This is a genomic window from Planctopirus hydrillae, from assembly GCF_001707835.1.
Taxonomy (GTDB): domain Bacteria; phylum Planctomycetota; class Planctomycetia; order Planctomycetales; family Planctomycetaceae; genus Planctopirus; species Planctopirus hydrillae.
In genome coordinates this window covers 59,391-71,837 of sequence record NZ_LYDR01000043.1, presented here as the reverse complement: position 1 = coordinate 71,837, position 12,447 = coordinate 59,391, and the positions used below count along the sequence as shown (strand labels likewise).

The 12,447-nt window shown below is 54.4% G+C and carries 8 protein-coding genes; 4 read left to right on the top strand and 4 right to left on the bottom strand.

The annotated features are described in order from the left end of the window. The first annotated feature begins 82 nt into the window (after positions 1-82). From A6X21_RS06005 to A6X21_RS05990, 4 genes are all read left to right on the top strand, one after another. Positions 83-1,675 (top strand): PQQ-binding-like beta-propeller repeat protein, encoded by a 1,593-nt coding sequence (locus tag A6X21_RS06005; protein WP_068846706.1) that lies wholly within the window; start codon positions 83-85, stop codon positions 1,673-1,675. A gap of 156 nt (positions 1,676-1,831) precedes the next feature. Further along, positions 1,832-5,086 carry a PVC-type heme-binding CxxCH protein gene (locus A6X21_RS06000; protein ID WP_068846705.1) on the top strand — a complete coding sequence of 1,085 codons (3,255 nt, stop codon included), beginning with the start codon at positions 1,832-1,834 and terminating at the stop codon, positions 5,084-5,086. Positions 5,087-5,486: 400 nt separating this feature from the next. Beyond that, positions 5,487-6,620 carry a peptidylprolyl isomerase gene (locus tag A6X21_RS05995; RefSeq protein WP_068846704.1) on the top strand — a complete coding sequence of 378 codons (1,134 nt, stop codon included), beginning with the start codon at positions 5,487-5,489 and terminating at the stop codon, positions 6,618-6,620. 333 nt (positions 6,621-6,953) lie between these two features. Then, the gene (locus A6X21_RS05990; protein WP_240490182.1) at positions 6,954-7,931 is read left to right on the top strand and encodes a PLP-dependent cysteine synthase family protein; all 978 of its coding nucleotides are present in this window, start codon (positions 6,954-6,956) and stop codon (positions 7,929-7,931) included. A 100-nt stretch (positions 7,932-8,031) separates the two neighbouring features. On the opposite strand, the gene A6X21_RS05985 is transcribed toward A6X21_RS05990, so the two are convergent. The 4 genes from A6X21_RS05985 to A6X21_RS05965 all read right to left on the bottom strand — a co-directional run bounded on the left by A6X21_RS05985 (position 8,032) and on the right by A6X21_RS05965 (position 12,380). Next, complete coding sequence (locus tag A6X21_RS05985; protein ID WP_068846703.1) at positions 8,032-9,432, bottom strand: sulfatase family protein; 1,401 nt, start codon at positions 9,430-9,432, stop codon at positions 8,032-8,034. Between the two features lie 272 nt (positions 9,433-9,704). Then, entirely contained in the window at positions 9,705-10,193 is a 489-nt protein-coding gene (locus A6X21_RS05975) for a hypothetical protein (RefSeq protein WP_068846701.1), read from the bottom strand. A 627-nt stretch (positions 10,194-10,820) separates the two neighbouring features. Beyond that, positions 10,821-11,132: a hypothetical protein gene (locus tag A6X21_RS05970; protein ID WP_068846700.1), complete on the bottom strand. Its 312-nt coding sequence runs from the start codon at positions 11,130-11,132 to the stop codon at positions 10,821-10,823. Between the two features lie 462 nt (positions 11,133-11,594). Then, positions 11,595-12,380: a lysophospholipid acyltransferase family protein gene (locus A6X21_RS05965; RefSeq protein ID WP_083233432.1), complete on the bottom strand. Its 786-nt coding sequence runs from the start codon at positions 12,378-12,380 to the stop codon at positions 11,595-11,597. Positions 12,381-12,447: the final 67 nt, after the last annotated feature.

Here is a 12,447-nt window from a genome sequence, read left to right as displayed (position 1 = left end):
GAAACCCCAGTTGTGAATGATGGGTAGATTCCCTTGCTGACCGCGCGATGGTTCGGCATACAGTGGTCAGAGGAGACATTCGATGTCGGGTTCATCCACTCCAGAAGAACGATCTGCAGCTCCCACATTTCGCCGCTGGATCTGGCCAGGAGTGACGATGCTACTGGCGGGAGTCGCTCAAACAGCACTTTATCTGACGTACAGTGAAGATCGCACCATGCTGATCATGACGACGCTCTTCGTCTGGCCAGCGACGATTTTTTCATTGTTCCTCTGGTGGGTTCTGGGCTCTGGATTCACCTGGAGGTCGCGCCTCATTGGCTTAGGGAGTCTGCTTTTCGTTTGTGGTCTGGTCGCTTCTGTGGCCACGATTGAAGGCTTCAATGGTGATATGGTGCCCCGCGTGGTATGGCGTTGGGCTCCCAAAGCCGAAGCTGCTGCCCGAAACGTTCCTGTCGCTCCTCAGGAGGGGGCTGTTGCCACGCCTGCTCTCACAGCCGGGCCGGGAGACTGGGTGCAGTTCCGCGGGCCGGATCGCGCGGGTGTGGCTTCCGGCGTGACGATTCCTCTGTCGTGGAGTGAGACCACTCCTCCGAAGAAACTTTGGGGTAAGCCGATTGGTGTCGGCTGGTCGAGCTTTGCCGTCATTGGCGACCGGATCTTTACGCAAACGCAGGTCGAACAGGAAGAACAGGTGCTCTGCCTCGATCTGGCAACAGGCAACGTTCTCTGGAAGCACGCCGATCAGACCCGCTTTTCGGAAGCGATGGGTGGTGACGGCCCCAGAGCCACTCCGACGTTTGTCGAAGGCAAACTGTATACTCTCGGTGCGACAGGCATACTGAACAGTTTTGAGGCCGCTACAGGAAAAGTTCTGTGGTCGACCAATATTCTTAAGGACGCTGACGCCACGAATATCCCCTGGGCCATGGCCGGTTCACCTCTCATTGAAGATGGTCTCGTCATCGTCAATCCCGGTGGAAAAGAAAGCCGTTCGATCGCTGCTTATCGGGCGACAGATGGCCAGCTCATGTGGTCTGTCGGCGATTACGAAGCCAGCTACACAGCGCCCCGGATGGAGACAATTCACGGCGTTCGGCAGGTTCTCGTCTTCCATGCTGCTGGACTTTCCGGGCTGGATCCAAAAACTGGTAAAGAACTCTGGATGTTCCCGTGGGTCAACCAGCCCAAGGTCAACGCCTGCCAGCCGATTCTCCTCCCTGATCAATCCCTCTTTCTCTCCTGTGGATACTCGGTGGGGAGTGCCCGAATCGAGCTCATACCTGCCGAACCTACCTGGCAGGTCAAACCAATCTGGAAGACCAATAAATTCCGGTTGAAGTTCAACGATGGAATTCTCAAAGACGGCTACATCTATGGCCTTGATGAGAACCGCCTCGCCTGCCTCGACATCGCGACGGGAAAGATCAAGTGGAAGGGCCCACCCTACGGCTATGGCCAGATCCTGATGACAGAGAACTCGATACTCGTCAGTTGTGAAAATGGCGAACTGGCACTTGTGGAACCAACGCCCGAAAAGTTTGTCGAAATCACCAAGTTCCGCGTCCTCCCCGATGCGACCACCTGGGCTCATCCGGTCATCGCCCACGGCAAGCTCCTCGTACGCAATAATCAGGAACTCGCCTGTTATCAGGTGGAAAATCCGCCTCAATAGATTGGTCAATGGATCAATCTTCCTATAGCGACTGATAATCGCCCCTGTGGCCCTCCTCTATGTTCGACATTTGTCGCTGCGACTGGCCACAGCATCTGATATCATCAATTGTTGATTCTTCGATATTAACCGTATCAGCCCGAGGATCGACCTGCTGTGAGATCTTTCAATCAACTTGCACTGTCTCTCGTCGCCTTTCTATTGACCAGCGCGACTTTCGTTGGTTTGCCGCTTATCGCTCAGACGAATTCGTCTCGCGAAGAAAGCCCGGCGGCTCGATCAACCGCTTCTACCCCAGCCGATGCTTCCAGTGCGTTCCCTGCCCCGTTCAATACCGAGAAATCATCGACCGATTCCTTAATGCCAGCCGGCGAAGCAGTGGCGAAAACAGAGGTTCCCTCGGGACTCAAGGTGAATGTTTTTGCCACCGAACCCGATGTTCAAAACCCGATTGCCATGTGCTGGGATGCTGCAGGCCGGCTGTGGATCCTGGAAAACTACACTTACGCCGAACGCACCCAACGATTCGAACCCACACTGCGCGATCGGGTTCTGATTCTTGAAGACAAAGACCGCGATGGAGTCATGGACCAGCGGAAAGTCTTCACTGACGACATCCGGCAATCCACCAGCATCGCCATTGGTCATGGAGGTCTCTGGCTGCTCGCTTTGCCACAACTGATTTTCATCCCCGATGCCAACCACGACGACATTCCCGATGGCCCGGCTCAGGTCATGCTCGATGGCTTCGAAGTCGCCCGCGAAAACCATCACAATTTTGCCAATGGTCTGAAATGGGGTCCGGATGGCTGGCTCTATGGCCGTTGTGGTGGTTCCTGCCCGGCTCGTATTGGTCTGCCCGAAGCTCGTCCTGAAGAACGTGTGGCACTCGAAGGGGGCTTATGGCGCTATCATCCCGTCTCGCGCGAAGTCGAAGTCCTGACCACCGGGACGACCAATCCCTGGGGACACGACTGGAACGAGTTCTACGAGATTTTCTTCGTCAACACCGTCAATGGCCACCTCTGGCATGCGATCCCTGGCGCACACTACACGAGACCCTTCACGCTTGACCCGAATACCCGTACCTATGGCCTCATTGATCAACATGCCGACCATTATCACTTCGATACAGGAAAAAGCTGGAGAGATTCCCGTCATGGCGCGGCCAGTTCGCTCGGCGGTGGCCATGCCCATTCAGGAACGATGATCTACCTGGGCGGCCAATGGCCGGAAGAATACCGGGGCCAGCTCTTCACGCTGAATTTTCATGGGCGGCGCATCAATGTCGAACAACTCGATCGCGAAGGGAGCGGCTACGTCGCTCGCCACCGGCCCGATATGTTCCTCTCACCCGATCCATGGTTTCGAGGCATCGATCTCGATTATGGGCCGGATGGCAGTGTCATTGTGCTCGACTGGAGCGATACCGGTGAATGCCACGAACATACCGGCGTGCATCGCACCAGTGGCCGTATCTATCGCATCAGTTCCACCAGCAACCCGGCACCACCAGCAAAGCCGCCAACGAACACAATTCCCTTTCATCGAGTCGATGACTCGCTGCTGGTTCGATTGCTGCAATCGACCAACGAATGGGATGTTCGTCAGGCTCGTCTCGAACTGGCACATCGAGCCCGTACCAGGACTTTAGACTCGCAGACTTTCGCGACCCTGCAGCAGCTCTTTGCGGAAATGGACAGATCCAGCGCTGACAAAGCAACCCCAGGGTTTGCACAGGCACAGCTTCGCCTGCTGGTGACTATCGGGACGATTGCCGGCATGCAGCAGCAAAGCCTGCCGCCGCAAACTTTGGCAGTGGCACTGCAATCGCCCCATGAATCGGTCCGTGCGTGGGCCATTCGTCTCGCCACGGATCGGCTTCCGATCGACGATGCCATGAGCCGGCAGCGCTCGCGCACAACCGCTGCAAAGGAGGCCATATTCATCGATGCTCGTCAGCAATTACCCATGTTGCTGGAACGAGCCCAGCACGATCCATCGCCCTTCGTGCGGCTGGTGCTCGCTTCGACCTTGCAGCGATTGCCAGTCGAACTCAGGCCGCAACTGGCTGCCCTGCTGATGAAAGATGCTCGCGATGATGGGGATCACAATCTGCCGCTCATGGTCTGGTATGGGCTCATACCTGTCGCTGAAACGGCACCTCAAGAACTGGAAAAAGTCTTTCCGGAGAGTCAATGGCATTCTGTGCGGCAGAAGATTGTTCGTCGGCTGGCAGAGGATCTGGAATCGCATCCCGAGCACATCGATGCCCTTGTCGCAAAAGTCGTCCAGCAGAAAGATCCCACTCAGTTGTTCGATCTCGCAGTGGGTTTGACGAATGGTCTCAAAGGCTGGCGAAAAGCGAAAGCTCCCAACACGTGGCCTCAAGTGATGGCTTTGGCCGAGAGCACTCCGTCATTACGGGATGATGCCAAACTCCAGGCGCTTATTACTGATCTGAATCTGCTCTTTGGCGATGGCCGAGCGATGGCAGATGTCCGCCGGGTCGCGACGGATAGTCAGGCCGATCCTGAAAATCGACTTTCAGCCCTGGCCACTCTCTCTGAAAATCATCCCGATGATCTTGACCAGATCCTCGTCCCACTGCTGAAGGAAGCCCGCTTCAATGTGGCATCTGCCAAAGGCCTTGCCAACTGGAATCATCCTCGAGCGAATCGCCCGCAGATTGGCCAGCAGATCGTGGCGAGTTATCGATCTTTCCGCGCCCCTGTCCGCCCCGAAATCATTTCGCTACTGACCACTCGCCGGGAATATGCTCAAGCTCTCATTAAGGGACTCGAAGAGGGAAAAATTCCGACGGCTGATATCACCGCTTTCGATGTGCGACAGATGCGGGCGTTGAAGGATCCGGCACTCGACGAAGCTTTGACCAAACTCTGGGGGGAAGCTCGCGAAACTTCAGCCGAAAAGCGGCTGGCCATCGAACAGCTCAAGGAAAAACTGACTGGCGATACCCTGGCCAAAGCCTCGCTGGGTGATGGCCGTGTGCTCTTTACCACGCATTGTGCCAAATGTCACAAGCTCTATGGCGAAGGGGGCGCGATTGGCCCTGACCTGACAGGTGCGCAGCGGTCGAATCTCGATTATCTGCTGGAAAACATTCTCGACCCGAGCAGTGTGGTTTCCAAAGATTACCGCATGTCAGTTGCTGAACTCGAAGATGGCCGCGTCATTTCGGGCATTATTGTCGAGCAGACACCACGAACCCTCACACTGCAGACTCAGACAGAAAAAGTGACCATCGAGCGCAGTGAGATTGTGGAATTGACGCCGACAAATCTATCACCCATGCCGGATGGTATCCTTCAGCCTCTCAGTGAATCCCAGATTCGCAACCTGATCGCTTACCTCAAGCACCCCCAGCAAGTCCCCCTGCCGGCACAATGAGTCGCGGAGCAAATGGGAGGGCGGAAGTTGTTGGTTGTTGGTTGTTGGTTGGAAATGGGATAGCGGCTTCGTGGTTAACTCTGCATCAAGCTTCTTGGGTAGGGTGCCATGAAGTTCTTACGAAATGCACCAGCTTCAGGCCACAACGAGTCCGAATCGCAACATGAAATGTCGCGATATAGAACGGAAAAAACATGCTTGCCCAAAGCGGCATGGCACACAGGGCGCGATTTCCATGGATTTGCGTATGGCTGGCCTTGTCGGCAAAACGTAAACCGTTCTTGACTGAAAATTCGATTTTCTTCTAAAACGCCATAAGTCGCTCGACGGCAGGATTTCCATTGAGGAATTCCCCTGGCCTTTTAGAGCCGAATGTTCACTTAATTTCAGGGGAAGAATCATGGGTGAAGGGATGCACCTCGAGACCAATACACCGGCTCCAGCAGCCACAAAAAAGCCAAAATCCAAGTGGATTAAGCCAGTCGCTTTCATCGCTGGTACTGCAGCCATTCTCACTGCCGGTGGATTTGTGATGCAGTCAATGAGCCCGAAAGTGGGTCAGGCTGCGACAGAAACCGCTGGTAAAGCAGCACCAACGACCGATCGCCCCGTTAAGGTGATGGCTCGCGTTAATAAAGAAATCATTCCTTTCGACATGGTCGCTGAAGAATGTGTTGCCCGATACGGCAAGGAAGTTCTCGACGACATTATCAATCGCACCATGATCCAGCAGGCCTGTGAAGCCGCAGGTGTGACCGTCACCGAAGAAGAAGTCACAGCCGAAATCAACCGTATTGCCAAGCGATTTAACCTGGATGTCAACAACTGGTACCAGATGCTTCAGGCCGAACGCGGCATCAATCCTCAGCAGTATCGCCGCAGCGTGATCTGGCCGATGCTGGCACTGAAGAAGCTCGCCAGCGAAAAAATCGACATCAAGGAAGAAGAGCTGAATCGCGCTTTTGTTCGTAACTATGGCCCTCGCGTCAAAGCCCGCATGATTCTGATGGATAACCTCCGCCGGGCGACGACCGTGTGGGAAAAGGCGAATGCTGACGCTGATAACTTTGAAAAGTACGCTCAGGAATTCTCGATTGATCCCCAGAGCCGGGCACTCGGCGGCTCTGTACCACCGATTCCCAAGTACTCTGGCAACGACAGCCTCGAGAAGGCCGCCTTTGCTCTGAAGGAAGGCGAAATCTCCGGCGTGATCGAAGTGGGCCCCAGCCGCTTTGCGATTATCAAGTGCGAAGGCCGCACGGTTCCCACAGTCAACGAACTGACTCAGGAAATCCGCGACTCGCTTTACGACGAACTTGCTGAACAGAAGACACAGGTCTCTGTCGCCAAGACCTTCGAAGAAATCCAGAAGTCCACACGCATCGACAACTACCTGACGGCCACAGTGACTGGTCCGGATCGTGTTCCCGCCGCCAACGCTCCCGGTGCGAACGCCCCCGGTGCTCCTCAGCAGCCAGCCGCCCCGACAGGTGCCGTCCGCCTCGGAAATCGCCCTGCGAATAACGGCAACTGATTGATCAAGAAAACCGCTTGATCAAGATGGATTGACTGAACCCCAGCAGCCCGGCTTCTCCATAAGAAGCCGGGCTGCTGTCATTGAATGTGGCGTTTCGAGCTGGAACAGGGAAATCCAGGCCAGGCGTGATACAGAGTCCAGGATTGAACACCATCTTGTGTGCCATGCTTGCGGCTCCGAGCAAGCATGCTTAACCAACTCTCAATGCGCAAATGATCCCTGGGATTCGCCAGAGTGCCAAAAACGTTTCTTGCGGAATTCAAAAGTGAGCAGCCAGCGAGCACTCTTTTCCACTGTCTTCCGTCGGAACAGGAGAAGGAGCGAGAGATCGTGCAATTTGCTGCGCTCTTTGGCAATCTATTTCTCGACGCTTACGAAAGACCCTTTGTCGTCCTTTACCTAGAGAACACGATGCTCTCGCCGCTCAATACACCGCTGGTGGCTATCTCACTCGATGGTGGTTCGCCCATCCACGCGAAGCTGGAATACCTTCAGCCTTCGGGGTCGACCAAAGATCGCCTGTCGTTTTTCATTCTCGGTAAAGCGATACGAAACGGGACTTTGAAGCGAGGCCAATCAGTGATTGAGGCGTCGAGTGGTTCGACGAGCATTTCATTAGCGATGGTTTGCGCTCATCTGGGGCTCAAGTTTATCGCCGTCATGCCGGAAGGTGTCAGCCAGGAGCGTATCAAGAGCATTACGGCCTATGGTGCGCAGGTGGTCTTAACCCCGGCGAGTGAAGGCATTCTGGGTTCACTCGCCATGTGCCGGAAGCTGGCGGCAGAGCATGAGGGTTTTCTGCCCCGGCAGTTTGAGAACCTCGACAATGCGCGAGCCCATCAGACGCAGACCGCCCAGGAAATTGCCCATGAGTTGGGGACGCAGTGCATTGATGCGTTCGTTTCGGGAGTTGGCACCGGGGGGACGCTGGTCGGCAACTACTGGGGTCTGCGGGATTTTGGTTGTCCTGTATCGGCAGTGCTGGCCAAACCTGTGAGCCGTCAATTGATCTCGGATGTCGAGTGCTGCAGCTTCTCAGGGAAGATTCCCGGCGTCGTCGATGGGTTATCCACCATCTATCGCGAAGCCCGGATTGAGCATCTGATCGAGATTGAAGTCGATGATGCCCTGGCGATCGAAACGACCAAAAAGCTGATTAAAAAAGGCTTCCCCGTCGGCCCGAGTTCGGGTCTCAATTTTGCGGCTGGCGAGATCTTGCGCGAGAAGTATCCACATTTGAAAACCATCGTCACGATCTTCCCGGATCGCATGGACCGCTACTTCAGCACCCCGCTCTTCGCAAAGTGATCAGGGCGACCAAGTTCAATCAGCCTGCTGTCGTATAATCGCACGAGAGTGGCAGCATTTTGCCAAGACTGCAGGGCAATTCGCTGGGGATCATTGCCAACTATTGAAGCTGCGGGTGGCCTGGAATCACTTTTGATTGGTGAGCCTTCACAGCTTCCTGAATACGAGCGAGAACTTCGGGATGTGCAGCGGCGACATTACGTTTCTCAGAAGGATCGCGACCGAGATGAAACAGCAGTTCTGGTTCATGCCGTTCCGGCTTTGAGCCTCCATAGCCTGTTTGAGTCTGGAAATGAGCCTTCCATTCACCCAGGCGGCAGGCGAAGAGTTGATCGCCTCGATAGTAAAAGAACGGTCGCTCCGGCAGAGGCCTCGACTCGAAAAGCAATGGCGAGAGATCGACTCCATCGAACACAACATCTTTCGGGAGTGATGCACCGGCCAGGGCCAGAGCGGTGGGAAACACATCCATCGCATTGGCGAGTTGACTGGTCACGCCGGGCTTGATCCGGCTCGGCATCCAGGCAATCCCGGGCACACGCATGCCGCCTTCCCAGGTGCTGCCCTTACCATCCTTGAGCAGACCGGCACTGCCGCCTTGATCGCCCATGATGAGCCAGGGGCCGTTATCGCTGGAGAAGAAGACGAGCGTATTCTCAGCAATACCTTCTCGCCGCAAGGCCCCAAGGACCTGCCCCACACTCCAATCCAGCTCTTCAACAGCGTCACCATAAATGCCAGCACGGCTTTTGCCCTTGAAATCCTGCGAGGCAAACAGGGGCACATGCGGAAAAGTGTGCGGCATATAAAGGAAGAAAGGAGTGTTCTTCTTCTCGGTGATGAACTTGACGGCCTCTTCGGTATAACGCCTTGTCAATGTGGTCTGGTTTACAGGCTGTTCAACAATCTCGCCATTGCGCAACAGCGCCACATTCCAGCCGTCGAGCGGTGGATTGGGTGAACCCGTCGAGCCTTTCGGCAAATCGGTCCGAGCATCCATATCATTGGAGTATGGCAGGCCAAAGCTTTGATCAAAGCCCTGATCCAATGGACGCGATCCCGGGTGAATGCCGAGATGCCACTTGCCAATCTGTGCGGTAGCATAGCCCTTTTCCTTGAGTGCCTCGGCGATGGTGATCTCTGCCGGGGGCAACCCTCCTTTGGAGTTTGGAAACAGCACGCGGCGAGCCCCGCACATGCCACTGCGAATTGGCAACCTTCCCGTGAGCAAAGCCGCCCGGCTGGGGGTACACACCTCGGCGGCAGAATAGAAATCGGTAAACCGCAACCCTTCGGCAGCCATCTGGTCGAGGTGCGGCGTACGGATTGTCGGCGACCCATAACAGCCAAGATCACCGTAGCCAAGATCATCGGCAAAGATCACCACGATGTTGGGTTTTGAGGAATCTGCAGCGAAGGAAGCACCGCAGAGGACGCAAAAACTCCAAAGGAACAACGTGAGACGGGACGTGGCCGATGTGAAGTGATGACCGGGTGACATGTGATGCCTTTCGCGGAGTTACGCGGGCGATTCCCTGGTTTCGGCCCATTCACACTCATAGTCACAGTCACAGTGAGCGGACTCGACACCAAAATCGATGCGATGACAGAAACCCCGATTCTACTGGCTCCACGCAGAAGATTTCATCGCCAGTTCCAGGTGGCGTATGGAAACAGAGAAAGATGTTTCTCCATTGAAATGCGAACAGGGCGCTACGATGGTCTTTATGGTCAAACGCTTGGCCTGTCAACTTGAGTACATCAATTAGTTATTCAGGGTTTTTCAGGAGTCAGTTCCGCTGTCGCATCTTTAAGACTTGGCCAATCCGGGTGATCTCCATGTTTTTCCAATAAACATTGAATGTTCCATAAGGATTGTTGTTCTGCCGAGTTCTGTATCGTCAATGCATTCGTCTCTGAGTATCGACGCAAAATTGCCTCAAGCAAGACTGCCTCTGCCGGTGTCATGTCAAAGGTCACGACATCAGGTTTTCGCTCAATCGATGGGTTCGTGGATGATCGCAAGAGGAATGCCCAACCTCGAATCATTTCACATGCGGCTTCAGTGTCACCGTGTATTGAAAGCATTTTCGTTGCCAAGCGAACAACACATCGCCGTATCTCTTCTAAGAAACAATCCCCGTAATGCCGAACGACGAAGTGTTCCCATTCAATTGCATCAGTTTTTCTCTCGGCGTATCGATCAAGAAAGTCTGCGAACACCTCTCGGGTAATGATCACAAAAGAGTCATCATGTGCCATAAGGATTTGTTTCCTGTTGAATGACCGAGATTGGCAGTCGATGAGCCAAAGAACTACGAGCTTTAAAAATGCAAAATCTTACGCCGGACAAATGCAGTCCATGATTAAGGGGCATGATCAAGACACCCAGCGGTCCATGCGACGTTAAAGGCCTCCCACGATGGATATCCAATCGTATACGGAAACTCTGGATCCTCCTCAACCCTCCAGGTTAGATGCACAAAAGCCAGAGGCATATCGTGACGATCCGTAAGAAAAATGAATTCTCGGGATGCTCACAACTCCGCGCCACAGCCCGGCAATTGACTCGATAGAGCGGGTGTGATGGACAAACCTCATGCTGTAACTCAGCTTCGAAAGTGAACTTCTTGGGATCTGGCTCGTAGGGTTGCGAACCAAGAACCTCTTGAGAAGATTCCGACGAGTTAATTAATCGCCATGGTTTGGGCCAAGTAAATTTTTCTGGGGGAGCAGGAAAGGACATGGGTATTTCGTGCAATACATTGGGCGTGGTGGGTTGGTATCTGAATACATCCCAAGAAATCTGAGACCATGTTTGGTTGGAGCGAATTATTTATGCGAAACAAGCAATTAGAAGGGATCTGCTAAACCGTCGTCTACAGCTAGCTACACAGTGATCTGGCCTGCAAACCATTCGTCAAGGAATGTCTGTATGGAGGGCGCGAGATACTGAAATCTCCCGCCTTCCATCCGGTGTATCGCCCAAAAGCCCTCTTGTCCCTTACGGTAGCCGAACCCGATATCGTCTACACCCGGACGGCCGACTTGCAGGAACTCCACCTTAGCCTCCTCTTCAATCCGATCGCACGGCTCGATCAGCCAGAGTTGGCTAGGCTCATCCCAATAGCCGGCCTTGGCAAGTGGCGAGGAAACGTAGTCGTCGCAGGAATAGCCATGCCATTTTTTGGTTAACTCCATCAGCTGCGCCCTCCGCCGCCTAACTTGTCATTCTTTGTACGAATTGCGCTAAGTGTGCCAAATGGTTATCGTATGTCAATCTCAATGAGGTCATCAGGATCTATTGCGACTTATCTCCAGAACAGAAAGTGCATTTTTTGGCTTACGGACAATACAAAACATCTCGACGATTCCAAATTGGCATTCAAAATGTGGTGTCTGGATCGATAAGGTGTTTTAACCGAGCAGTGCGAAGACATTTATACCCAGCCATAGTACGGGAAAGAATATGAACGGCAGACACTTGTTGGGCACAAGTTGGCCGGGCCGCTGTGGCAGGTGATGATCGAGAGTTGTATTTTGAAGACAACTCAAAGCAGGGGGCGAAGAGTTGGTGCATTCCGTAAGAACTGCATGCACCCTACCTAAGATTAGGCAGAAGACCCTCGGCCTGCCCTCTCCAACGCACAGGTGGGCGAGGGTCTAATTGCTGACTGGGGCTTTGCGAATCCAGCGGAGCCTGAGTGATCGCCACCAGCCGTAAATGCTCGACATCCCCTCGCCGCCATCAATGAGTGTCTCGAAGAGATCAGGATTTCTTTGCATGGCAGCCATCTGGAGTTCATCCTGGGCGGTCGTCAACAATTGCGACAGTTCCTGCTGGCAGGTATGACGGTCTCGCGAAAGGCTGGCAATCTCGCGAGTCGTTCCCAGATGCACGAGGACTTCTGGAAGTCGCTCATTCCAGAAGACGTACTCAATCGCGATCGGCTGCACGACTCCGCTGGTCAAACGCGAGAGGACCTGTGGCAAACCCGCCATCAGCTCGGCAGGCCGTTCGCGGGCATCGGCAAAGCGGCCTTGCGGAGTCATCCATAAGGCGTTGGCCGGGCTGCTGGTGATCGCCTGTGCCATTTTCAGGAACTGAACCGCTCCCCGCGGCGTACCACGATCCACGCCAAAAAAACCGATCTTTTCGAAGAACTTGTAGCTTTCGAGCGCTTCCCGATCCATGGCTCCGTAATGATTTCGCCCCGGCCAGAACTCTTTGGCAATCAACAGCCCCACCAGAGGATCCCACCAGGAGGCATGGTTCATGTAGGCCACCAGGGGAACATCCGGCCCTGCCCGCTCTGCATCAGATTTCAACAGCCGCATCGCGCGAAAGTGCCGGGCGAGGTATTTTCGCGAATACCAGGCAAACCAGTCGAACCACTGCCTGTTGATTCGAGGAAGTTGTTCGGGGGATGTCTGATTCGGGCCCGTCAACTGTCAGTTCTCACGTTAAGGCCGAGGATGCACATCCACTGGAAGTGAAGCGAACTTGTCTCTCTGA

Bases quoted from the DNA above. Each gene is read 5' to 3' on its own strand.
- A6X21_RS06005 (WP_068846706.1), top strand. From the start codon at position 83: ATGTCGGGTTCATCCACTCCAGAAGAACGATCTGCAGCTCCCACATTT.
- A6X21_RS05995 (WP_068846704.1), top strand. From the start codon at position 5,487: ATGGGTGAAGGGATGCACCTCGAGACCAATACACCGGCTCCAGCAGCC.
- A6X21_RS05985 (WP_068846703.1), bottom strand. From the start codon at position 9,432: ATGTCACCCGGTCATCACTTCACATCGGCCACGTCCCGTCTCACGTTG.
- A6X21_RS05975 (WP_068846701.1), bottom strand. From the start codon at position 10,193: ATGGCACATGATGACTCTTTTGTGATCATTACCCGAGAGGTGTTCGCA.
- A6X21_RS05970 (WP_068846700.1), bottom strand. From the start codon at position 11,132: ATGGAGTTAACCAAAAAATGGCATGGCTATTCCTGCGACGACTACGTT.